Source organism: Rhizobium sp. BK399, from assembly GCF_014194695.1.
GTDB lineage: Bacteria > Pseudomonadota > Alphaproteobacteria > Rhizobiales > Rhizobiaceae > Rhizobium.
Genome location: NZ_JACIAH010000009.1, coordinates 196,500 through 219,571 on the forward strand (window position 1 = coordinate 196,500; position 23,072 = coordinate 219,571).

General features: G+C 57.3%; 24 protein-coding genes and 1 pseudogene. 19 read left to right on the plus strand and 6 right to left on the minus strand.

Translation table 11 applies throughout. The annotated features are described in order from the left end of the window. Window positions 1-158 precede the first annotated feature (158 nt). Together FHT97_RS19875 and FHT97_RS19880 are read left to right on the plus strand one after the other, a co-directional pair. On the plus strand, window positions 159-356 hold the full coding sequence (locus FHT97_RS19875) for a hypothetical protein (protein ID WP_183756135.1): 198 nt from the start codon (window positions 159-161) through the stop codon (window positions 354-356). Between the two features lie 146 nt (window positions 357-502). Further along, window positions 503-697 carry a hypothetical protein gene (locus tag FHT97_RS19880; protein WP_183756136.1) on the plus strand — a complete coding sequence of 65 codons (195 nt, stop codon included), beginning with the start codon at window positions 503-505 and terminating at the stop codon, window positions 695-697. A gap of 198 nt (window positions 698-895) precedes the next feature. On the opposite strand, the gene FHT97_RS19885 is transcribed toward FHT97_RS19880, so the two are convergent. Continuing rightward, window positions 896-1,795, minus strand: coding sequence for a LysR family transcriptional regulator (locus tag FHT97_RS19885; RefSeq protein ID WP_183863999.1), 900 nt, complete (start codon window positions 1,793-1,795; stop codon window positions 896-898). Window positions 1,796-1,925: 130 nt separating this feature from the next. Here FHT97_RS19885 and FHT97_RS19890 point away from each other — a divergent pair, with 130 nt between their 5' ends. The 4 genes from FHT97_RS19890 (at window position 1,926) to FHT97_RS19905 (ending at window position 4,762) form a co-directional block, all read left to right on the plus strand. Further along, window positions 1,926-2,405 (plus strand): carboxymuconolactone decarboxylase family protein, encoded by a 480-nt coding sequence (locus FHT97_RS19890; RefSeq protein WP_183756138.1) that lies wholly within the window; start codon window positions 1,926-1,928, stop codon window positions 2,403-2,405. 58 nt (window positions 2,406-2,463) lie between these two features. Then, window positions 2,464-3,216 (plus strand): SDR family oxidoreductase, encoded by a 753-nt coding sequence (locus FHT97_RS19895; RefSeq protein WP_183864000.1) that lies wholly within the window; start codon window positions 2,464-2,466, stop codon window positions 3,214-3,216. Window positions 3,217-3,271: 55 nt separating this feature from the next. Then, window positions 3,272-3,694: a cupin domain-containing protein gene (locus FHT97_RS19900; RefSeq protein ID WP_183756140.1), complete on the plus strand. Its 423-nt coding sequence runs from the start codon at window positions 3,272-3,274 to the stop codon at window positions 3,692-3,694. A 90-nt stretch (window positions 3,695-3,784) separates the two neighbouring features. Next, window positions 3,785-4,762, plus strand: coding sequence for a mechanosensitive ion channel family protein (locus FHT97_RS19905; protein ID WP_183756141.1), 978 nt, complete (start codon window positions 3,785-3,787; stop codon window positions 4,760-4,762). On the opposite strand, the gene FHT97_RS19910 is transcribed toward FHT97_RS19905, so the two are convergent. Both FHT97_RS19910 and FHT97_RS19915 read right to left on the minus strand, forming a co-directional pair. After that, a complete protein-coding gene (locus FHT97_RS19910) occupies window positions 4,745-5,233 on the minus strand; it encodes an Rrf2 family transcriptional regulator (RefSeq protein WP_183864001.1) in 489 nt (162 codons plus the stop codon). The two genes, FHT97_RS19905 and FHT97_RS19910, sit on opposite strands and share 18 nt — an antisense overlap. A gap of 32 nt (window positions 5,234-5,265) precedes the next feature. Continuing rightward, on the minus strand, window positions 5,266-5,496 hold the full coding sequence (locus FHT97_RS19915) for a hypothetical protein (RefSeq protein ID WP_183756143.1): 231 nt from the start codon (window positions 5,494-5,496) through the stop codon (window positions 5,266-5,268). A 123-nt stretch (window positions 5,497-5,619) separates the two neighbouring features. On the opposite strand from FHT97_RS19915, the gene FHT97_RS19920 reads away from it, so the two are divergent. Together FHT97_RS19920 and FHT97_RS19925 are read left to right on the plus strand one after the other, a co-directional pair. Further along, window positions 5,620-5,838 (plus strand): DUF982 domain-containing protein, encoded by a 219-nt coding sequence (locus tag FHT97_RS19920; protein ID WP_183756144.1) that lies wholly within the window; start codon window positions 5,620-5,622, stop codon window positions 5,836-5,838. Window positions 5,839-6,478: 640 nt separating this feature from the next. Then, entirely contained in the window at window positions 6,479-6,760 is a 282-nt protein-coding gene (locus FHT97_RS19925; RefSeq protein WP_246712695.1) for an AAA family ATPase, read from the plus strand. Between the two features lie 381 nt (window positions 6,761-7,141). Here FHT97_RS19925 and FHT97_RS30910 read toward each other — a convergent pair. Then, window positions 7,142-7,803: pseudogene (locus FHT97_RS30910) on the minus strand (efflux RND transporter permease subunit); the annotation flags it as partial. Window positions 7,804-8,440: 637 nt separating this feature from the next. Between FHT97_RS30910 and FHT97_RS19935 the strand changes: the two are divergent. From FHT97_RS19935 to FHT97_RS19945, 3 genes are read left to right on the plus strand one after another with little or no spacing between them, the layout of a single operon-like run. After that, on the plus strand, window positions 8,441-9,262 hold the full coding sequence (locus FHT97_RS19935; RefSeq protein WP_183756145.1) for an N-formylglutamate amidohydrolase: 822 nt from the start codon (window positions 8,441-8,443) through the stop codon (window positions 9,260-9,262). Beyond that, window positions 9,259-11,142 (plus strand): flavohemoglobin expression-modulating QEGLA motif protein, encoded by a 1,884-nt coding sequence (locus tag FHT97_RS19940; RefSeq protein ID WP_183864002.1) that lies wholly within the window; start codon window positions 9,259-9,261, stop codon window positions 11,140-11,142. Before FHT97_RS19935 ends, FHT97_RS19940 begins: the two co-directional genes overlap by 4 nt. Window position 11,143: 1 nt before the next feature. Next, window positions 11,144-12,187 carry a glutathione synthetase gene (locus tag FHT97_RS19945; RefSeq protein ID WP_183756147.1) on the plus strand — a complete coding sequence of 348 codons (1,044 nt, stop codon included), beginning with the start codon at window positions 11,144-11,146 and terminating at the stop codon, window positions 12,185-12,187. Between the two features lie 38 nt (window positions 12,188-12,225). On the opposite strand, the gene FHT97_RS19950 is transcribed toward FHT97_RS19945, so the two are convergent. Next, on the minus strand, window positions 12,226-12,471 hold the full coding sequence (locus tag FHT97_RS19950) for a DUF982 domain-containing protein (RefSeq protein ID WP_183756148.1): 246 nt from the start codon (window positions 12,469-12,471) through the stop codon (window positions 12,226-12,228). Between the two features lie 555 nt (window positions 12,472-13,026). Here FHT97_RS19950 and FHT97_RS19955 point away from each other — a divergent pair. The 4 genes from FHT97_RS19955 (at window position 13,027) to FHT97_RS19970 (ending at window position 18,512) form a co-directional block, all read left to right on the plus strand. Next, window positions 13,027-14,445, plus strand: a complete 1,419-nt coding sequence (locus FHT97_RS19955) for a histidine kinase dimerization/phosphoacceptor domain -containing protein (protein ID WP_183864003.1) — start codon at window positions 13,027-13,029, stop codon at window positions 14,443-14,445. Continuing rightward, a complete protein-coding gene (locus FHT97_RS19960; RefSeq protein WP_183756150.1) occupies window positions 14,445-14,825 on the plus strand; it encodes a response regulator in 381 nt (126 codons plus the stop codon). Before FHT97_RS19955 ends, FHT97_RS19960 begins: the two co-directional genes overlap by 1 nt. Before the next feature lie 143 nt (window positions 14,826-14,968). Then, window positions 14,969-16,465 carry an ATPase domain-containing protein gene (locus FHT97_RS19965; protein WP_183864004.1) on the plus strand — a complete coding sequence of 499 codons (1,497 nt, stop codon included), beginning with the start codon at window positions 14,969-14,971 and terminating at the stop codon, window positions 16,463-16,465. Beyond that, window positions 16,458-18,512, plus strand: coding sequence for a response regulator (locus tag FHT97_RS19970; RefSeq protein WP_183864005.1), 2,055 nt, complete (start codon window positions 16,458-16,460; stop codon window positions 18,510-18,512). Before FHT97_RS19965 ends, FHT97_RS19970 begins: the two co-directional genes overlap by 8 nt. Window positions 18,513-19,015: 503 nt before the next feature. On the opposite strand, the gene FHT97_RS19975 is transcribed toward FHT97_RS19970, so the two are convergent. Further along, a complete protein-coding gene (locus tag FHT97_RS19975; RefSeq protein WP_183756153.1) occupies window positions 19,016-19,408 on the minus strand; it encodes a hypothetical protein in 393 nt (130 codons plus the stop codon). 104 nt (window positions 19,409-19,512) lie between these two features. Here FHT97_RS19975 and FHT97_RS19980 point away from each other — a divergent pair, with 104 nt between their 5' ends. The 4 genes from FHT97_RS19980 (at window position 19,513) to FHT97_RS19995 (ending at window position 23,044) form a co-directional block, all read left to right on the plus strand. Further along, entirely contained in the window at window positions 19,513-19,695 is a 183-nt protein-coding gene (locus tag FHT97_RS19980; RefSeq protein ID WP_183864006.1) for a hypothetical protein, read from the plus strand. A 1,207-nt stretch (window positions 19,696-20,902) separates the two neighbouring features. Continuing rightward, window positions 20,903-21,250: a hypothetical protein gene (locus tag FHT97_RS19985; protein ID WP_183756155.1), complete on the plus strand. Its 348-nt coding sequence runs from the start codon at window positions 20,903-20,905 to the stop codon at window positions 21,248-21,250. A 414-nt stretch (window positions 21,251-21,664) separates the two neighbouring features. Beyond that, complete coding sequence (locus tag FHT97_RS19990; protein ID WP_183756156.1) at window positions 21,665-22,753, plus strand: DNA topoisomerase IB; 1,089 nt, start codon at window positions 21,665-21,667, stop codon at window positions 22,751-22,753. A 9-nt stretch (window positions 22,754-22,762) separates the two neighbouring features. After that, on the plus strand, window positions 22,763-23,044 hold the full coding sequence (locus FHT97_RS19995) for a hypothetical protein (RefSeq protein WP_183756157.1): 282 nt from the start codon (window positions 22,763-22,765) through the stop codon (window positions 23,042-23,044). Window positions 23,045-23,072 lie beyond the last annotated feature (28 nt).

A 23,072-nucleotide genomic window follows, 5' to 3' on the forward strand; every position in this document is an offset into this window, starting at 1 on the left:
GCCAAAGGGAGTGATGTCTTGTCCATCCGACTAAAGTTCTTCGTGACGGTGCACCATGTGCGTTCGATCCGATACCGGCTCTCGAGCGTGTATTGACGCGTCCTCTTTGTTCATTCCACTTGCTAGATGTGACGCCCATGACGGGCCAGGGATTGGTTATGCAAAGACAAGCTGTCGTCTTTAACGGTCAGGAAGTCGGTATTGCGGTTCCAGTGGATAACCGCCTCAAATTCATCGCGGTCCGTTTCCAGGTCATCGACCTGGACAACGAGGTGTTCGACACGGTGACTGAAATCAGGCGTGCAATAAGAGACCACCTAGCATCTCGTGCTGAAACCACGGCCACCTCACACTGACCCTTGGTATAAAGGACCTTCCAAAGGGGCAGCGCGGGTATTATCGTGGATTTTCGGTGGCCTCACTACTACTGATGGTTGCCCTGTCGTAAATCCTTCATTCGATCTTGCTAAAGATGCGCCGAGGTTCAGTGTGCAGGGCGTTTATGCAAAGGCAAGCAGTCATTTTTGGTGGTCAAGAGGTCGGTATCGCTGTCCCCGCCGACAGCCGGCTGAGATTCATCGCCGTTCGTTTCCACGTGATCGACCTGGATAATCTGGTGTTCGACACGATCACGGATATCCATCGGGCGATCAGGCAGCATCTTGCCGTCGCTCGCGCTGCGAAGGCTGCGGCATAAGAACACGGCATTCTCACCTCTTCTGCTCGATCACTTTCAGCAATTTTGCCAAGTGAACAACGCACGGCCGGCGTGAAGAACTAGGTCTGTCGTTGCGGCCGGATTGCGAAGGATGATCATCGTCCTCAACGCTCGAACGCGCGATCATCGCGCAACGATGCTTGACGCTTAACACCGTTGCTCTTTATTGGCGCGAAATCAGGAGGCCATAAACGGATCGTCCCTGACGGCTTCGACGAGGAAGTCGAGAACGGTGCGAACCCGCAAGGGCAGGTTCTTTCGTGACGGATAGACAAGGTTGATCGGCAGCCGCACGGGTGGATAGTCCGGCATTGCATTGATCAGCCGGCCTGCCTCCATATCGGGATATGCCAGAATATGCGAAAGCACGGCAAGGCCGCCTCCGCTCAAGACCACGCGGTGCACCGCAAGGGCGCTGTTTGCGACCAGCCGCGGCGAGATGCGAACGGAAATTTCGTTTGAGCCGTCTGAAAACAGCCAGGATCGGCCATCTCCGGCTCGGCTGTAACAGATACAGTCGTGCGTGTTGACCTCGGCCGGAGCCTTTGGAACTCCCCGGCGTTCGAGGTAGGCGGGGGCTGCGCAGAGAAAGGCTGTCGTCCACCCGATCCGGCGACACATGAGGCTGCTGTCAGAGACAAGACCGAGCCGTACCTCAAGGTCGATGGCTTCTCCGATGAGGTCTGATGGCTCCTCCCGGAAAAGGAGTTCGACCACCAGGCCAGGATGGTGGTCGAGAAGCTGCGCAAGTCGGTCGCTCACATAAAGGCCAAGTGGGGCGGGCAAGGCGAGGCGCACACGGCCCATGGCATTGGCTGCTTCGGCACCCGACGCCTCATTGAGTGAGTCCACTGCGTCGATCACCTTCAAGGCCATCGTAATGATCTGCTCACCCTCGAGGGTCAGGGCGAGCGCATTCGTGGTGCGATGGAAGAGGCGGATGCTGAGGTGCTCCTCGAGCGCGGAAACCTGCCTTGAAACGGCTGGCTGCGTCAGGCCGAGATCGGCTGCCGCTGCAGAAAAAGATCCTGTCTCGGCGACCCTCATGAACGTCCTCAGCGCGCAAACGATGTCCATCCCACTTTACCCGTACCGTTCGACATAACCCTTATGTTCCGAGACTAGACCGCAAACGCTTTACTGTCCAGCAATTACGGATATCTTATATCCATAAGGATGACAAATATCCTTAAATAAGGAGACGGACATGACCCAGCGCCTGAACTACGCACAGCAATCCCCGGAACTTTTCAAGAAGCTCTCCGAGCTCAGCATGAGCCTCAAGGAAAGCGTCATCGAGCCGAAGCTCCACGATCTGGTGCAGATCAGGGCGTCGCAAATCAACGGGTGCGGCTTTTGCCTCGATATGCACGTGAAGGAAGCCAAGTTGCATGGCGAAACAGAGCTACGCCTTTACCACGTCGCGATCTGGCGCGAATCGAACCTGTTTGCCCCGCGCGAACGCGCCGCACTCGCCTGGACTGAAGCGCTGACGAAGCTTCCGGAGGGTGGAATTCCCGACGAGCTTTACGAACGCGTTCGAGGCCAGCTCTCAGAAAAAGAGATCTCTGATCTGACCTTTGTAGTTATGGTGATCAATGCCTGGAACCGCGCCAGCATTGCGTTCAAGTCGGTGCCGGGCTCCGCAGACAAGCTTTACGGCCTCGACAAGGCAGGCTTGAACTAAGCCCCTGTCCTTTAGCCACCAACCACCGCGGCCTGGCCGCAAACCGGGGAGAAGTCCCATGAAAATCGTTATTATTGGCGGAACCGGCCTGATCGGTTCGAAGACGGTCGAACGCCTGCGCAAGCAGGGGCATGATGTCCTTGCTGCCTCTCCGAACACGGGCGTCAACACCGTGACCGGGGAAGGTCTGGCTGCGGCATTGGTCGGTTGCGATGTTGTCGTCGACCTCGCCAACTCACCATCCTTCGAAGATAAGGCCGTCCTCGAGTTCTTCGAGGCCTCGGGGCGCAATCTTCTTCGGGCCGAAAAGGATGCCGGCGTCAAACATCACATCGCGCTGTCGGTTGTCGGAACCGAGCGCCTGCAGGAGAGTGGCTATTTCCGGGGCAAGCTTGCGCAGGAAAAGCTGATCAAGGCATCGGCGATTCCCTACACCATCGTACACTCCACGCAATTCATGGAGTTTGTGGGCGGCATCGCCAAGTCCGGAACGGTCGGCGATACAGTGCGGTTGTCACCGGCCTACATCCAGCCGATCGCATCTGACGACGTCGCCGCCGCGATGGCCGAAGTTGCCGTCTCTGCCCCGATCAACGGGACGGTGGAGATCGCCGGCCCCGAGCGTTTCCGGCTCAACGAACTCGTTGCGCGCTATCTCGAAGCAACTGGCGACGTGCGGAAAGTGCAGCCGGACCCGGAAGCTCGATACTTCGGCGCCCGGCTCGACGACGGCTCGCTCGTCTCTGACAACAATCCCCGACTTGGCCAGATCACGTTCGAACAGTGGTTTGCAATGGCCCAGCGCAATTGATCGGCCGACTTGTGCCGCTAACAGGTGCGCAATCGTCCAGAACAGGAGAATGACAATGATCAGATCAATCATCGCCTTTTCGTTTCTCGTTGCGGGACTGACGGGACCGGCCGGCACTCACGATGCAGTTGCCGGCGAAGCGTCGAAAGTGACCCTTGTGTACGAACATGAGCTTCCGAATGTACCCGGTAAAAGCATCAAGGGCGTGCTCGTGGAGTACGGCCCCGGCGGATTTTCAGAGGGGCACACCCATCCGAGCACGGCCTTCATCTATGCGACAGTGCTGGAGGGTTCGATCCGCAGCCAGGTCAACGATGGACCGGTCAAGGTCTACAAGGCAGGTGAAAGCTTCTCGGAAATGCCGGGGGATCGCCATGGTGTGAGCGAAAACGGCAGCAAGACAGAACCTGCCAAGCTTCTTGCTGTCTTCGTGGTCGATACCAGTGAAAAGGAACTCACCTTTCCCATGAAGAAATAGTGAGGGAAAGCGGGGCGCGGTGCGGTTGAGCATCGTGCCTCTTTTACTTTTCTTTTGGGGTGCCAAAGAGTATGAAAGAGGGAACATCCGTTGCTGCCGCTGACGCTGATCAATCTCCTGGGAATTGCCGGGATTGCTGTCTGGCATCTTCAGGGCAGCGGCCGACCGACGGCCAGACTTGTCGTGCAAATCTTCTTCTTCACTGCCATGACCGTCGTTCTGGCAGGAGCCGGAATCATGCCGCACCGGGTCGACGACTTGCAGCTCACGGGCTTCAGGGCCGGCATGGCTACCACTGCACGCGTCCTGTGGTGGACTCACCTCGCCTGGACGCTCATCGGTTTTGTCCGCATTTACATCGTTCTTGAACGACGTCCGCGCGAGGCGCGACTATTGCAGGACCTCATTGTTGCGATCGTCTATCTCGGCGTAGCGCTGTCCATACTGGGCTTTGTGTTCCAGGCGCCCATCGGCACTCTGATCGCAACCTCGGGCGTTGTCGCGATCATCTTCGGCCTTGCGCTGCAGAATACGCTCGGTGACGTCTTTTCCGGGGTTGCATTGACCTTGGGACGGCCCTTTACAATTGGCGACTGGATCGTGCTCGGCGACGGTACCGAGGGAAGGGTTATTGAGAACAACTGGCGGTCCATCTCCCTGATCACCGGCGCTCACAATGTCGTAGTCTTGCCCAACAGCGTGCTCGCCAAGGTTGGCCTCACCAATCTCAGCCGGCCCGACGAAAGTCATCAGATCGCGCTTCTTATAAGAATTGCGGCAAGCCACGATCCGGAGCAGGTCGAAGAACTCATGCTCACCGCGCTTCAAGCCTGTGATGCGATCGTCAAGGATCCGCCGCCCGTCGTCGCACTGAAAGCGATTGACGCAGTAGCGATCGAGACGGAGCTTCAGTTTCGTGTCACGAGCCCGGCAGCCCGGACGCCCGCCCGAAACGAAGTGATCGCTTCTGTTCATCGCCATTGCAGGGAGAAGGGATTTTTCCTGGCGATGCCGCTCCAGTCCTTTCCCGCCAGGATTCCCGGAACACCATCATCCGGCGCGCTCTAGCACCCATTCAAAACTGCTCTTCCAAAGATCGCGCGGAATATCCCTGGAAAGCGTCTCCACTAGGTCGGAAAGTCTCACGCTGCGGAGCTTGTCCCGCCACGCTTCGTCGGCCTCCCACATGATCCGCGCGACCGCGCAAGGTTGGTCTTCGCAGTATCCTGGAGGTCTGCAGGGGTTGTTTGCCCGGATGTTGTTGCAAACGAAGGTTCTGGCCTTGCCTTCCACGGCTTCGACGATATCGAGAAAGGTCAGTTCGGCGGGCGTTCTGGCCAGCCGATACCCGCCCGTCGGGCCAAGGGTCGTATGCACCAGTCCTGCCTGCGAAAGTCCTTGCAAGGCCTTCGAGAGGTATTCCTTCGGAAGCCCATGGAACTCCGCCAGAGCTTTGGTGGATAGATAACGGCCCTCTGGCAGGCCTGCGAGAATGGCACAGCAGTGGAGCGCCCATTCGACTTGGCTCTTGAGATTCATTGAAAGATCCGAAAGATGCTGATTTGCATCTATTAAGGATATAGAATATCTCTATTTGTCGTAGGTGTAAACTGCCAGATCACTACCATGAATCCGAGGATTAAGGCAGGCACGAAGGACTCGAAGCCGGCCTTCACAAGGTTGCGCTCGATGAGCTTCAAGCGCTGCGCCCGAAGATCGATTGATGGTTTCCACTCGCTGGACTTGCGTTCGCCGTGGCGGGCTTTGCAGAACCGGAATTCGGCCCGCGTCTCCTTCGCCAACGGGTTCTCCTTGAAGGATCGACGGGGGTCTGGATGTTCCTTTAGCGTGTCGACGATTGAACTGAGGCGGCCGCTACCCATCTATCGGGGAGGTTGAGCGGATGCCCGAATTGGAGAGAGACCATGTTGGTACACCGATGGGAAAAGCCTCTCGTGTTAGGAGACAGCCGCATTCGTATTGTTGTCGGCTCCCCAGAGGAGGCGTTGACGTGGCTCATCCATGAGCCGCACCAGAGCGCTGCCAAGTGGCAACGAGCATGGAAAGCGTGCCAAGCGGTGGTTGACGGTCGGATGAACGCTGAAGACGCCAAGACCGCCGTCGAGCTCGCGGCTGCGCATTAAGGCACTGGTCATATCCATATGTCCTCCATCCTTCGATGATTGACTTACAGCTTCTCGCAGCTCGCGCTGTTTCGTGTCGCGCTCGTTCCATGTCGGCGCCGATGACGACTGGACGCACTCTAAACGACTTTGAAAGCGCCAGCACTTTCCTTGGGGGGCGTTCTCAGTGATCCCGGACTTATGTTCGCCCTTCCGGCCGTTTTGAGCCTGTCGATCCGCCAGCTTCGAAAGGCCTGAATTTCCATGCTGTAGAATTCGAAGCTGAAAATGACGGGAACTGGCCGGAAGCATTTTGTCGCCACCTTGCTGCACTCGGCATTCACCTTGCCGAGCAGCTTGTCGCTACATCGGTTGTCATCTTGTGCCTGGCGTTTCCGCCGCGCACGATCCGCGCATTGAAGGCCGGCGCGCCCGCATCACAACAGTGGGAACGGATCCGATCCGGAGGACGGACGTGACATGTACATTTGCGCTGCCGAGAATTCCGCTATATCCCGATCCGAGATAGCCGCGGATAAAATCCGAATTGGACGAGCTTGAAATCCGAATTGGACGAGAGAAGGTTCCGAATTGGACGGGATAGGGCAGGCCGTTGTGCGCCGCATGTCTGGAGGATTCAATGACTGGAAGACAAGCAGAAATGCTCTATCCGAGGGGCGCAGCCGAGCGGATCCGCACCGCCTTGAAGGACACTCCGGTCGTCTTGATCAATGGACCACGCCAATGCGGAAGAACGACGTTGGCACGAACCCTGCTGGAGCCGGATCGACCCTATTTTACGTTTGACGACGAAACAACATTGTCATCCGCCAGGACCGACCCTGTCGGGTTCATTCGGCAGATCGACACTGCCGTCATCGACGAGGTTCAGCGGGTTCCTGTAACATTGTGGCATTTGAGATCAAGGCCTCGGCCACCGTGACACCGGCCGACTTTAAGGGTCTTAGAAAGGTCGCCGCAGCGACGGGAGCGGCTTTCACAGCGGGATGGGTACTCTATGACGGCGACAAGGTTTTGCCGTTCGGGGACACTCTTGCAGCAGTGCCTCTCTCTTGCCTGTGGAGCGCTTAGTCGCACGGCTGGCGACTGGCAGGCGAGCCCCGTGATAGGCGACGTCGATTCCTCCCGTCAAGGCTCTTGGCAATACCAACAAGGCACGCGTTACCGAAAGGCCAAGATCGACATCGCTCCGCTCATCTTCTGATAGCGGCATGGTGGCCCGTGTTGGCGATCGGACCTTATCGAAACCTGACGGCGTTCTACTCCGGGCTTGAGCTAGTGATGGCTTCGTCCACCTGGCTTTGAAAATCCTCCTTTTCAAAGCCTCCCGAATGGTCTGCACATAGAAATACAAGAGCGGAATCACAAGAAGGCCGAGGATGGTTCCAAGCAGGAGCCCACCCAGGACCGTTATCCCGATGGCCTGGCGGCTACCGGCCCCTGCGCCTGTTGCAACAACCAACGGCAGCACCCCCAGGCACCGAAGCCATTCCGGTCATCAGCACGGGTCGGAACCGCTGCGAGGTGCCTTCGATTGTTGCATTCATGATGCTTGCGCCTTGCTCGCGCCGCTCCTTGGCGAACTCGACGACGAGGATGGCATTCTTAGCCGCAAGGCCTATCAGGAGCAGCAATCCGATCTGGGCGTAAATATTGAGGTCAACGCCGGAAAGCGCGAGCCCGGTGAGTGCCCCAAGCACGGCAAGGGAGACGGACATCATGACCACTACAGGACACTCCAGCTCTCGTACCGGGCGACGAGAAGGAGGTAGGTAAAAACCATTCCCATCAGAAGGATCAGGGCGGTCTGTCCACCCGCCTGCTTTCCTGCCGTGCCAGAACAGTCCATTCAAACCCGAAGCCGGGCGGAGGTTTCTCTGCGGCGAGCGTCTCCATGGCGACGAGCGCCTCGCCTGTACTGGTGCCCGCCGATGCCTGTCCGTTGATTACTGCAGATGGCTTTAATGGTACATGGCGCCTTCATTGACCCGTCTAAGGTAGAACGTTGAACCTGGTCGAGGGGCAAGACTATTGAGGTGATCGGAAGCTGCAGTCATCGATCACGTCCGTCGATGTGGCCGTACACTGGGCCGAACAGCTATCATCCTGGCGATCGCCGCCGATCCGAAATCTTGAGCAAATCTCTCCGCGGATATTCTCGCAGCCACATAGCTGCCTGCTGGAGAAGGGGGCTGGCGCATTTCCAGCCAGCGTCATGAACGAGATGCTGATACTTCCTGCCCGATCGCAACATCGCATTCTCCTGAACGCACGCCAACGCTGAAGTACGGGCGAAACCTACCATGTCGCAGGCGGCAAATCTACCGACAGTTGTTCGGCTGCTCAATTCGCAATGGAGCACGGTCGAGCGTCCGTCTCATACGTCCCGCCCACAAGGAGGAGGCATCGAACCAAATTGCCTCGCATCGCGTTTGTGTCTCAAGGAATTGATAGGAGACGGAGGACCTGCGGGGAGCCATGTCAGACATTTCTGGGTGCACCTCGCACTGCTAGCACGCACCAGGAAGTTTGCAGGAATATATGGACCTGCGATCGTCGCTAGACCGGTTCAACCCGGCCTTCAACCGAGCGGGAGGTATTGATGGAAAGTAGGGTCGACGCAGGACCGACGGAAGCAGGGTGCAAAAGGCTATGGACGCTCACCAGGGCGGACTCACCGGTGATCGGTACAGCAATCCATGACGGAAGCGGTGTCAGGGAAAGTCTACAGGACCGATTTGCGCTGTCAGCCCATCAAAGACAACGCGAGGAAGATCCGTTTACCGCATTCCTGATCAATGATGTGCCGAACCAGGTCGTTGGCCACCGCTCGCGTTTTGAATTCGACCTCAACCGGAGCCGGGACGGCGCCCTCTACCTCACCCCCGAACAGGCGTGGGGGCTGAAGGTCTGGCGCGAGCCTCTGCCACAGGAGGAAAAAGCCCGATCGCTCGCTCTTCACGATAGCTACTACACGATGCTTCGGACCTTCCTCAAACAGATTGAGCTCGACTTTGGCAGATTCGTTGTTCTGGACGTCCATAGCTACAATCATCGGCGGGCAGCGCCTGACGTCGAGACCAGCCAAGAGGATGCGCCGGATATCAATATTGGCACATTCTCGATGGACAGGGACCGGTGGGCCTATGTGGTGGACCAACTGATCGAACACCTCCAGACCATCGTCGTGAACGGCAGACCTTTGGATGTGAGAGAAAATGTTGCCTTCCAAGGCAGGGGAGAACAGACACGGTTTATCCATGAGGCATTTCCGGAGACAGGCTGCGCCGTCGCGATCGAATTCAAGAAAATCTTCATGGACGAATGGACGGGCGAGCCCAATCGCGTCGTCCTTGATGAATTGCGTCGTGGTCTTGCCGCGGCAGTACCCCTGCTGGAACGCATTCTGGGGTACGGCTCATGACTGGCCCGGTCCACTTTGATCAGATCGACTGGCTGGTTGATGTCGTGAGCTCTCTGAATGAAGGCAAGGCCATCCGCAAGGATTTCGGTGACGGCAGTCGCCTCCATGTCGATCGATTGCTACCCTTTCTGTTCCTCCACATCGATGGCGGTCGCAACGAGGACGTTGCCCGATCCGTGGTGCAGGCGAACGCCTCCTACCTTGTCGCATCGGATCCGAGGTCCGTCCTGCCGATCGTCAAGGCACTGTCAATGGTGGCGGCCAAACAGTTCGGGGCCTTTGTCATTGTCCGGTTTGCTGAGCTCGATCGCGACAGGTTCCTGACAGATGATGCACCGTACCTCCCACCATTCGAGGTTTCGGTCTGGTCGTCAGGCAATGCGCCGGAAGTCAGGGAAACCTTCTCGAAGGCTGTCAGTGCCAGCGAAGCACGCTTCCGCACGCCCCAGGTCGAGGAGCGGCGCATGGCATCCTCGAAGATTGACGGGGATCTGGCCGGGCTTGCCGGCTGCGCCCTTCTGGTTGCGGAGTTCGCCCCGATCTACCGTGCTCCCCAGTCCGGTAACACCTTTCCGGAGGTGCGCGACCAGCTCATTGCGACGCTGTTCGATGCCGGGCTTCGAGCGTGCGCGGCTTTCATAGAGGCGCGTGGAATTATGAAGCCTGCGTCCCATCGTTCGCTCGGACGCCGCGCGTTGGTCGAGGCGGTCAACCGTGTGGATCGTGGCATCGATGAGATCGCCACGGCATTTGATGTCCTTTTGGCAGTGACCCCGATCAATGCAGGTCAAGCTTTCCATCGCTTCGAAGCCAACGGGTTCGTAGGTGATCCAGGCTTCCTGTATCGGCCATTGACCGTGCAGGTCGAGGATGCAAAGCAACGCCTCTTTTCCATTGCCTTTGACCGGATCGAGGACCCGGTGCTTTACGAACTGTACAGGCAAAAGCAGCAGGAAGTGGATCTGCAGTTGTCCCTGGTTGCTGCGCGCAATCGCCAGACCTTCATCGAGTTTGGACGAGCGCTCTATGGACCTGTCGAACCATTGTTGCTGGCTGAAGCCGAACGCATTCTGGACTACCTCAGTGAAGACGGGCCCGACACGGCGTCAAGGAGCGACGACGTTGAGGCGGCCGACAGTGTGTACCTTGAACGGCAGGCGCAGTCGATGATCGCCGCCTACCAGGAAAAGTTCCCCGACTTCCAGGTCGACGTTGAGGTCCGGGACGACTTGCCGTCGGGACTGATGGTATCGAACCACCGTCTTCTCATCTCGAGAAAGACATTGATGGATCCCCGCCGGGTGGCGCCGCTTCTCTCCCACGAAATAGGGGTCCACCTTCTTACGTTTTTCAATGGCGGGTGCCAGGGACTGAGGCTCTTTCGTTCAGGGCTTGCAGGATATGAGGGCATGCAGGAAGGTCTTGCAGTCTTTGCCGAGTATCTAGCCGGCGGAATGACGGCAGGACGTCTCAAGTTGATCGCGGCGCGCGTGGTCGCATGTGCCGACATGCTGTCCGGTGCAAAATTCGATCAGACCTTCCATCGGCTGGTGCGGGACTACGGCTTTTCACGAGCTGCCGCGTTCAATCTGACTCTGCGTGTCTACCGGGGTGGTGGGCTGGCAAAGGACGCGATCTACCTGCGGGGGCTTCTTGAGCTTCTCGACCATCTCAAACGAGGGGCAGCGCTCGATCCATTCTGGATGGGAAAAATCTCATCCGGCCATTTTGGTGTGATGGAGGAACTGGCGTCACGTGGCTTGTTGAAGCCGCCGGCGATTTATCCGCTGTTTCTGGCCACCAAGGATGGCCGCGACAGGCTTGAGAAAGCACGCCAGGGATTAAGGCCGATCGATCTTCTTCAATCGAAGGAAATGTAGAATGAGGATAGCTTTTTTCGTAAATTCCATTGAGAGCGAGTCATCGTACTATACCACGACATCGCTGGCGATGTCCGCCCGGGCACGTGGTCACGACGTCTGTTACCTTACACCTGATGATTTTGTGCTTCGGCCTGACGACCACCTCCTGGTCCGCGCGGTAATCCCGCCTCCGTCCAAAACCAGGGATCAGGACGCTTTCATTGCCGGACTGCGGGCTGAGGTTTCAAGGGAAACAATCGACGTCTCCAATATCGATGTCCTGTTCCTGCGCAACGATCCCTCTGAGGATGCAGATGAGCGAGCATGGGCTGTCAATGTCGGGGCAATGTTTGGACGATTGGCTGTCGAGCGCGGGGTGTTGACGGTGAATGATCCGAATGCGCTCGCCACTGCTCAAAACAAGCTCTATTTCCAGGATTTCCCCGAAAGCGTCCGTCCGACCACGCTCATTTCCAAGAGCCTGGATGAAATCAGATCGTTTATCGACAGCCAGAAGCGCGGCGTGATCCTGAAACCTCTTCAGGGATCAGGCGGCAAGCATGTCTTCAAGATCAAATCCAACAAGGAATCCAATCTTAATCAGATCTTCGAGGCGGTCAGCGGGGAGGGGTACCTGATTGCCCAGGGATACCTGCCGGACGCAGTTGAAGGTGATGTACGATTGTTCGTGATGAATGGCAGGCCACTCGAAAAGGATGGAGCCTATGCCGCCTTCAGGAGGGTACCGGCCAAGGGTGAAGTGCGATCGAATATCCGTGCCTCCGGAAAGGCGGCCAAGGTGAAGGTCACTCCGGAAATGCTGGCCGTTGCCGAGATGGTTCGGCCCAAGCTTGTGGCTGATGGCATGTTCCTTGTAGGCCTTGATATCGTGGGATCAAAAATCCTTGAGATCAACGTTTTCACACCGGGCGGACTTCAGAATCTGGAAAATCTCTATGGCGTGGATTTTTCCGCCCTCGTGATCGAAGCACTCGAGAAAAAGGTCAGCATTCGCCAGAGCTATGGTGCCCAGATCTCCAACGCGACGCTCGCGACCTTGTAAGGTCGTGAGCGTGGGACATGGCCAAAGGGCGCTAGCCTTTACGCTTCGACCCTGAGGTTGGCGTGGCGGGCTGCAGCGATCAGGGCAAGTCGGGCATAGGTCGCCGATTTTTTCCCATCGAGGCTCGCCGAACAGGCTCGCAATGCCCTGGTGAAGGAGTTTCCGCTCACAACAGGCCATTTGTCTGCAAGCAGCCACGCGGCTTCTCGGGTGTTGCGGACAATATGCATTGCGGATCCGATCACGATGACGACCGGCCTGTTCCAGAAAGTGATTTCAGTCATGCTTACCTCGTTCGCGCCACCTAATGCGCGAGCGTGGCAATGGTTCCGAGATCATTGAGGCCCGCCACATGCCGCTTGGCGGGGGCGACAGCGAGTGGGAGGATCTTCGGCGAGTTTGAACGCTGCCAGGCACCGTGCTGATGATGGAGATTGGTTCCCGCTATCGTAACGATCAGAGTGCATCGCTTGAGCGGGCAAGGACGCTCGTCGCACTGAACAGCAATCGTGTTGCTTTTGCTGCGGAATAGCCGAACGATCGATTGAGACGTACCCGCCGAAGGACTTCGGCTCGTCCGGTGACATTGTCAGCGCGCAGCGGATTCGATGGACGACTGCCTGACGCCAACTCGACACACTCGATGGTTTTTGCTCCGAAGAGATCCGAAGATAGGAACTCCGGTCGTTTCGGCGCGTTACGATGCTTTCATCTGCCGAGAAACAAAACCTGGAAGAATTGCCGCCGTGTCGGCCCGCCCTATTTTGATGATCCATTCCTCAGAAAGAAGATTCGTTCCCTGGGGAAGAGCACGAAGCCGCAGTCGAGTGCCTCAATAGATGCAGACAACAAACTTCGCAGCTATCTTTCAGGGGATGCCACAGCCCTATCTTGTGCTTGATCCCGGTCTGACGATCGTCGCCGCAAGCGACGCATATCTCTCGCTCACATCGCGCGTGCGAAACGACATTGTCGGTCGTCACATTCTCGAAGCGTTTCCCGAAAATCCCGAGGCTGCCGGGACCGTGGAGCAAGGGCCGCTTGAAGTTTCCCTCCGCCACGCCCTTGCAACTGGCAAACCGCACGAAATGGCGGTCATTCAATACGACATCCCCCAACCCGGTGGCGGATTTTCGCAGAAGTTCTGGACACCTGTTCACACGCCGGTCATCGGCGATGATGGCCATGTCCAGTACATCATACAAAATCCGATGGATGTTACAGATCGCGTCCTGAAGGCGAGGGAGGCTGATACCCGTCTGAGGATTGCCTTGCATGCCGCCGAGCTTGCGACCTGGGAGTATGAGCCGGAAACCGATATCTGGCGACGCAGCAACGCCGTCGATGAGATGTTCGGGTTCCTGCCCGGGGAGGGCGGGCCAGTGGCCGCGCCCTTTTTCGCGCGGATTCACCCGGAGGATCTTGCGGCGGTGCAAGAGGGCCTTCGCCGCATCCAGTCAAGCCCGGACCAGACTGCCGCGCGTTTTGACTATCGTATCGTTCTGCCGACGGGGGGCGTGCGACACGTGGAATCCCGCGGCGAGGTTCTAAGGACGTCCGACGGCAAGGTTAGAATGATCGGTGTGTTGATGGATGTTACCACCGAGCGGCAAAGGGAGGCTGCGCTGACTGTGTCCGTAAAGACCCAGGGCGAGCTCCTCGAGCAAAAGGATGCGTTGCTCGCTGAGGTCAATCATCGCGTCAAGAACAGCCTCCAGCTCGTCGTGAGTACGCTGAGGCTGCAAGCGCGCCGGTTGCGGGACTCCAAGACGAAGGAGGCCTTCGATCAGGCAATCTCACGGGTCAGAGCCATCATATCGGTTCATGAGCATCTGTATCGGACCGCCAATTCGCTTACAGTCGACATGGCCGATCATCTGACAAAACTCTGCCTCGATATAACGAATGAGCGACCGTCTCGTCCGATCGCGGTGGAAGTAGAGCAGATCGAGTTGCCAACAGAACGTGCAATTCCGCTATCGATCATCGTGAACGAGCTCGTCACTGCGGCATTGAAGGCGGCTCCAGCCCATGGCAGCCGTCTCCTCGTCAAGCTGCGAGAACTCCCAGAGGACGGCGTCCTGGCATTGAGTGTCACCAATCCGGATCCTCGCCAAAGCGACGATAACGGTCTGTCCGACCTCGGGAGCAAGCTTGTCACATCCATGACCGCACAGATACGAGGTGTTTTCATCGAAGAGGAGGATCCGACGCAAGGTTTTCGGGCCACTGTAACGTTTCCAAGGGAACTGTCGTGATGCCTCTTCAGGTCATGATCGTTGAAGACGAAATGCTGCTTGCCCTCGATCTCGAGGACATGCTCCTCAAAGCCGGCCATATCGTCGCAGGCCAGGCATCCGACATGCTCCAGGCATTGTCGCTGGCTGAACAGCTTGGTGGCAGGATCGATGTCGCCATCATGGACGTGAACCTGGCGCGGGGGTCGAATGGGATCGAGACGGCGGCGGCCCTGCGGCAGCGCTGGAATATTCCATCCCTGTTTGTCAGCGGGAACCTCGACGAAAGGACGCGGCAGCTTGCTCAACAGTGGCATCCTGTCGGCTTCGTCGGAAAGCCCTATTCCGAACGTGAGCTGCTTTCGTCTCTGAGCGCCCTGTTCGCGACGACGGTCGATTGATCGTGAATATGCTGGAGGTGCCCATAATATGCCCCATCAACTCTTTTACATTCATACCCTTTTCTGGCGCTTCGCCGCTTTTACATAATCAAGCAGATTGAAATTCTATTGATACCATCTGCGGCTGAGGGAGCGGACCTATAATGACGAAAGGCAGTGAGGAAAAGGCAAGAACGGGTGTCGCTGGTCTCGACGAGATACTGTCGGGAGGATTGACCCGCCTTCATGTCTTTCTTCTCGAAGGGGCGCCCGGTACGGGAAAGACCACCATTGCATTGCAGTTTTTGCTCGAGGGGGCTGCCCTTGGCGAGCGCTGTCTTTACATCACCTTGTCGGAAACAGAAGAAGAACTGCGGAGCAGCGCAGCGTCTCATGAGCTTGAACTGAACGACAGCATCGAGATATTCGAGCTGGTGCCGCCGGAGAGCCTGCTTGACGCTGACCAGCAACAAAGCCTGCTTTACTCCTCGGATCTGGAACTTGGCGAGACGACCAAGATGATCTTCGAGGCGTTCGAGCGGCTAAAGCCCGCACGCGTCGTCATAGACAGCCTGTCTGAAATCAGGCTTTTGGCACAAAGTTCGCTCCGCTATCGCCGCCAGATCCTGGCCTTGAAGCATTTCTTTGCAAAGTCCGGTGCGACCGTGTTGCTGCTCGATGACATGACATCGGACACGATGGACAAGACAGTCCATAGTGTCGTTCACGGCGTGGTGCACCTCGAACAGTTGGCGCCGGACTACGGTTCAGAGCGGCGGCGATTACGCATCGTCAAGTATCGTGGGCAGTCCTTCCGGGGTGGGTACCATGATTTCATCATCAACACCGGCGGCGTCGTGGTTTTTCCGAGATTGCGCGCTATCGAGCACAGAACCGACTTTCACCGAAGCACGCTTGGAAGTGGCGTTGCCGAGCTTGACGGTTTGCTTGGGGGAGGGATCGAACAGGGATCCAGCACGCTGCTGATCGGGCCGGCCGGAACCGGCAAGACGTTTTTTGCGCTTCAGTTCGTGGACGCTCTCGTCAAGCGCGGAGGGCGAGCTGTGGTTTTCGTGTTCGATGAGGAACTTTCCCTCCTGTTTGACCGAACGAAGGCTTTAGGAATCGATCTCGAAAAGATGAGAGATCAGGGGCTGATCCATATAGAGCAGCTCGATGCGGCCGAGGTCTCACCCGGCGAGTTCGCTCAGCGCGTGCGTGATCGCGTGTCCGATTTCGACGCTAAGATTGTCGTGGTGGACAGCATCAACGGCTATCAGGCCGCTATGCCGGAAGAGAACGCGCTCATCCTGCATATGCATGAGTTACTTCAATACTTGAACAGGCAGGGCGCGACGACGTTCCTGACCGTCGCTCAGCACGGTCTCGTCGGCGACATGAAGACGCCGGTCGACGTTACCTACCTTGCCGATACGGTTGTGCTTCTGCGCTATTTCGAGGCGCTCGGAAAGATCCGTCGTGCTGTTTCCGTAATCAAGAAGCGCACCGGAAAGCACGAGGACACGATCCGGGAATTCACGATCAGCGAATGTGGCCTGACCCTTGGAGCCCCGCTTTCCGAATTTCAGGGCGTCCTAAGAGGGGTTCCGAGTTACATGGGCAAAGGCGAAGAGCTGCTGTCTCAGCCGGAGGATGATTAAGATTCCTGACCTATCGACGACCATTCTTGTGCTTGCTCCATCCGGCCGTGACGCCGAGATTGCAAAGGCACTACTTGCCGAAGCCGGATTGGCTTCGGAATCGGTCAATGACCTACAGCAACTGCTGCAGAGGATCGGCGAGAACACGGGATTTGTCGTTCTGACGGAAGAGACGCTCCGTTCCGCAGATCTGAAACCGCTTGCCGAATGGATCAGGAATCAGCCCAGCTGGTCGGATATGCCGTTTATCGTCTTCACCCATCGCGGGGGTGGACCCGAACGCAACCCCGCCGCCGCGCGCCTGTCTGAGGTTCTCGGCAATGTCAGCTTCCTCGAGCGGCCTTTTCATGCCACGACATTTGTCAGCATCGCACATACCGCGATGCGCGGCCGCCGCAGACAATTTGAGGCTCGGCTGCGCATCGAGGCCCTGAACGAAAGCGAGCGACGGCTCCAGACCGCACTCAAGGCCGGCAGACTCGGCGCGTGGGAGCTCGACCTCGCTACCAACGTCCTCACCACATCTCAGACTTGCCGCGCGATATTCGGCAGAGGGGCTGAGGACCGATTCACCTACGAGGATCTTCTCTTCACGATCCATCCCGAAGATCTCGACCGAATGAAAGCTGCGGTCGCTACCACCATCGACACGGGTGCTGATTACTCAATCGAATACCGTACCATCTGGCCGGACGGTTCTGTACACTGGGCGGAGATGAGGGCGCAGCTCTATCGAAATCGTAGTGGCGAGGCTGTCAAACTTGTCGGCGTATTGGCCGACATCACAGATCGGCGCAATGCCGAGGAGCAGCAGAAAAAGCTGAACGAAGTCCTCGAGGAGCGCGTTGCAGCCCGAACAGCGGAACTGGAAGCGGCCCACGCAGCTGTCATGGCGGAGGTCGCACAGCGCGAAAAAGCGGAAGAGCAACTCCGACAGGCCCAGAAGCTGGAAGCGATCGGTCAACTCACCGGGGGTGTCGCCCACGACTTTAATAATCTCCTGATGGCGGTCCTCGGTAATCTCGACCTCATTCGCAAGAATGTTGGTGACGATCCTCGCATGCAGCGTTTGATCGAGGGCGCGGTTCAGGGTGCAAAGCGAGGCGCCTCGTTGACGCAACGGCTGCTGGCATTCGCCCGGCGGCAGGACCTGCAGGTCAAGTCCGTCGACATGAGGTCGTTGGTGGCCGATATGGAAGAGCTATTGAAAAGATCAATCGGACCGATGGTCACTCTCCTCCGACAAATACCGGAAGACCTGCCACGGGTCCTGGCGGATGCCAATCAGGTGGAATTGGCGCTGCTCAATCTGGCGGTCAACGCCCGCGATGCCATGCCCGAGGGAGGCACGTTGACGGTCGCCCTCAGGGAGGAGGCCGTCGACGATTTGGATGATGATCTCGGACCTGGCCGATACGTGGTCCTGTCGGTGACCGATACGGGTTACGGCATGGATCCGGACACGCTCAGCAAAGCCATCGAACCGTTCTTTTCGACCAAGGAGCTCGGCAAGGGAACGGGCCTCGGTCTCTCGATGATCCACGGGCTGGCTTTACAACTCAATGGTCATTTTCGGCTGAAAAGTTCGCCGGGCGCCGGAACGACAGCGGAATTATGGATGCCCGTCGCACAGGCCAGGGAAGAACAACTGCTTCAACCGTTGCAGCTACAGATCGAGCCTCCCACTGATAGTGGCCCGAAGCGTATCCTGCTGGTCGATGATGATATTCTGATCGCGATGAGCTCTGCGGACATGGTGACCGATCTCGGCCACGAAGTCGTTGAAGTTCACTCCGGCGCAGAGGCAATTCAGGTCCTTCAAAATGGTCAGGATTTCGATTTGATGATCACGGATTTCTCCATGCCTGGAATGAATGGGGCCGATCTGGCCAAGGCGGCTCGTGAAATTCGTCCCGATCTTCCCGTCCTGCTCGCGACTGGTTATGCGGATTTGCCAAATGGGATGCACGTTGACGCTCACAGGCTGAGCAAACCATATTCCCAGGATCAACTGGCGTTGGAAATAGCCAAAGCGTTGAGTCACTGATGGCGAGGCAAACCCTGCGGAGGGGCCGCTTCTAAGGGACATCTTGAGTTGTCGCCATGTCATCGATGACTGAAATCACAAGCCCTCGTGTACGGGTCATCGATCTTGGGACGGCCGGAACTGGCCGCTTCGATGTTTGTGAGATTGGGTAGCAAGACGTCGAACTTCAAGCAGACGCCCTGTAGCACGTGTCAAGGTCGCGTGGTGCGCTCTTTGTCAATCCTGGCGAGGGATTTCGGCCGAGACGATGGCCATCCATCGCCTCATTGATGCCGATGCGCCATCAGCGCCGTTTTGGAAGGACGTCGCATCTGGCCTACTCAAACCCACCGGTGGCATTTGTGCCCTCGCGGCTCATCGGCCAGGACCGAGATCCAGACATTCGGTTCAGCGCGAGGACTGAATTGCGTCGCCGAGGAGAAGCTGCCGTATTGCCCCAGCCGCACCCGCTCGGGGAACATTGATGTGACGCACATTTGACTCGGTAGGGGCAGTCGACCAAATCATCCGGAGTTAAGCCAGCTTGCCGAGAGGCCATAAATTACAATCCAGATGTAAAGCAGGAAAAAGGTCGCTACTGCGACAATGATGATTCCAACCAAACCGCTGGCTGCTCGTCGCTTTCTCTGGTTTTCCTTCGGGCTATCTGCAGATGGAGCAATGAATGGCTCATTTTTCCGCTCCGTGTCAGGTTTGATCACGCTCGATCTCCTGTCTAATATCTTAAACCGCGTCTCAACAAGCAGCGAGAACGAAGGTTCCCGAACAGCCTTCGCACGTCGGCCGAGGCAGGTATCGAGCGACATCGGAATGAGGTAGCCATCAATGCCAAACAGGCTGGTTCGGCACCCGATCATGTCTGGGTTGTGTGTCCTGACGCTCGAACCATCGATCATTCGCACGCTCGGCTACTTCTCTGGTTCGTACGACAGGTACGCTAGCGTACTGAACACTCTTCCTTGCCGAAGCGTTTTCCCTGGGGAAACAAAGGAGATGTTTCATGTCCAGAAGAGAACTCGTCGATACCGGCTCAGACAAAAGATACGTGCGTCGCGACGAAGGCGGCCGATTCAAGGAGTCGACTGACGTCAGCAAATCACTGTCGGCGGATCGCCGACATAAAGCGCAACATGCAGCCAAACCAGGCCAAGGCGACCGTGGCGATAAGGTGAAGAAGCAGTGAAACCATCGCCGTCCATAAGAGCCGGCAGTCGAGTATAGCTATAAACGGGACGATCGAATGTATGAAGGCGACACCCGCAAACCTTCAAGAAGTAGCAAGCAGCAGCGCTTGGAGGCATTTGAGGAAACCTCCCGCTTCGCAAGGCAGGTCGCAGATGAGGAGCGACGGAAGCGCGAAGCAAAGACCGAGCGTTTGAGGAAAGCGCGGCTGTTGGCGAAGAAGCAGGAGAGTTAGAGCCACCCAATCGGACAAGGGCGCGCATCGCCCCATGGGCTGCGGGCGTGTCCTTTCCGTCTCTTCGCGGGCGACAGCCTTTGCTCCGGCAATCGCGGCTTCGCAATCCTGCAGAACAGAACCTTTGGGATCCTCGACAAAACGGTCGCGTGCTCGCCTAACATTGTACTCATTCGTGCGTCCGACAACCTGAGATTCGGCGGTTACCGAACGCCGCGGGCTGTTGGCAGTCGCCGCAGAGCATCGGGTTAGAGGTTTTCGGAAACCTCTCGCCATCGCTGATGTGGTGGGTGGGTAATTTCGTCGACAGATAGTCTGATCAAGGTTCGCTGCGTCACTGTTCTCCAGCGCTACGAGAATTTTGTGGTGCTGACTGTCAAGCTCGGTCGGTACCGTCCTTTTTCGCTGCATCGCTCAGCTGCTTTCCACGGTCTTTGAGCATGTCCTGCGCGAACTACCTGGCATCTTCCGGCCCTTCCTTGGGCAATATCGATTTTCGCTGTCTCGATCTCGAACATGTTGACATAGCCGCCTTCCCAGCGAAGTCAGAGGCGTGCTGTCCGTCGACGCCGCCCGAAGTGAAAGCGGGGAGGGCAATCAGGCAAGCCAGAAGAGTGCGATGGGGAGTTTTTCATGATTTGCTCCAATTGGACCTGCGCTCGCTCCAAGATGTTCCGCCCAGCTGCAAAACGCTCGAACGAGGATTCGGTGGAACTTCGATCTTCTGGCACGGTTTGAGTGGGCGAAAGATCGACAACGCAGCAGCTTACCGCATCGCCGGCCCAGTCGTCGCCTTCGCACGCCAGGCAACTTAGAGAGGAAATCAACAATGGACCCGGGATCCTCACATCGACCGCTGATGATCTACGTAGTTGCAACACTAGTGATCGGCGTGGTGATCACGGTGGGATCGCTCGTCGTCGTCGGCCTGAGTTAAAATCCGGCAGCCCAAAACTGAAGTGGGAGAATAGCAATGACAAAACAAGAAGAAAGAACCGGTGCTCAGGTGCGCGGACAGATTCAATCCGGGCAGAGCGGCGATCGCCGATCAGGCTTTGATCCCGCTGCGGCACCGATGGAAACCGATGCAGAGGCCGGCGGAGTGCCAATATCGCCGGAGCAGGCAGGTATGGCCATTGAAGATCGAGCAGGATTGAAGCCGGACATCCAGCAGAACTACGACGTCGCCATGCGTGAGCCAGGATCCGCACGGACAATATCGCAGACGGGCCGCGTCGTGCCGTTAGGCATCATTGTCGCCGGCCTTGTCCTTGTTGCCGTTGGACTTGCGATCGGTAGCTGGCTCCTCGGGCCGCCCTGATATGTACATCGACCAGACGCAATGCTGAAGGTTCTCGATCGACCAAGCTGCTTGGAACCGCGATGACAAGATGCCGTGACGACCATCAATCGCCCTGCGAGACGACATTAAACCCGGAGCTCGGAAGCAAGCTCCGCGCGGAGGTCCTGAGCGAAGATGGCTCTCGCCGAGCTTATCGGCGCCATTGCTATTCTATAACCCGGAAGCCGAAAGAGGACCACAGGGTCTCGGTTACGGCGCGGCCGTGCACGAAGCCCCGTCGTCAGGCTCTTGAGGAAGAGCTCAAAACATCGCGCGCCGATGACGCCCGCAGCAGATACTATCGCGTGATGCCTGGCGTGGCCAAACCAGCCCGACGTTCTTGGCTTCACTAGCAGCCGGAACCGGAAGGCCGGGACCGGAGTTACGGATGTCATGAACCAGATGCTTTCCAAAGATGCCGTAAGGACTGCCGCTGCGGGCGCAAAGCTGGCATCCGGCCTCGTTTATCTGTCTTCTCTCGAAAGCGGCTTCACGCGACGGCCGGGCAAAAAAGGCTTTCTGTATTATATGCCGGACGGTCGACGTGTCACTGATCCAGCCGAAATCACACGTCTGAATGCCTTGGCCATCCCACCCGCCTATACCGACGTCGTTATCTCCACGAACCCGCTGTCCCACCTCCAAGCGGTCGGAACCGATGCACGTGGGCGGAGGCAGTACCGCTATCACGCGGAATGGCACATGGAGCGGGGACGGGCGAAGTTTGAACGTCTCGTTGATTTCGCTGCACGGCTACCGGACCTTCGCGAGAGAGTGGATCTCGATCTGAGATCCCGAGGGCTCACCATGGACAAAGCGCTCGCAACAGTCGTTTGGATGCTGGACAATCTCTATATCCGTATCGGTAACGTCGCCTATGCCGAGGAGAACCGTTCATACGGGCTGACCACGCTCCGAAACCGCCACGTGAAAGTTGATGGAGGGAATGTCAAGTTCAAGTTCAAAGGCAAGTCGGGCAAAGAGTGGAATCTTTCCCATCGTGATCGTCGCATCGCAAATGTTGTAAGAAAGCTCCAGGAGTTGCCCGGTCAACATCTATTTCAATATGTTTGCGATGAGGGAGGCTGTCGTCCGATCTCTTCCCACGACGTGAATGGCTACATCCGCGACGTCACGGGAGAGGATTTCAGCTCAAGACAGTTTCGAACCTGGGGCGGGACTTGCATGGCTGTCGCTGCACTTGCGCCAGTTGAAGCCGCCGCCTCCAAAAGGGGGATCGCCACACAATTGAACGAAGCAATTGACCAGGTCGCGGCAAAGCTTGTTAACACCCGCTCTGTCTGCCGATCTTCCTATATTCATCCCGCGGTTTTCGACGACTTTCGCGAAGGAAAACTGCGGGATGTTTTACAATTGAAGACAAGAAGCGAGCGGCTCTTGGAATGGATGGATGTTGAAGAGATCAGAGTCTTTCGTTGGTTGCAGAAGAGAGTTGCCACGCCAAATTCTACCAACCCATAGGAGCCAACTGTGAACACCGCCAATCTACAGCTCGAGGGACTGATCATGGCAGTCGCAGCGCTTTCCAACGCTCTTGTAGCGAAGGGCGCATTTACCCACCAGGACATCGCAGCGGCACTCGGCCGCGCTGAAAGGGCCGTGGCCGAAGATGATGATCACGAACTCTCGAATTCGAATCGCGCGGCAACCTTGTTTCCGATCCGCGTTCTCGTCCTCGCCAACGAAGCCGCGCAGCGGGGCAGGAATTTCACGTTTTCTGATTATGCTGAGCTTGTCGGAAAGCTGACATGATTGATTTTCCTGGTACCTTCAAACTTCA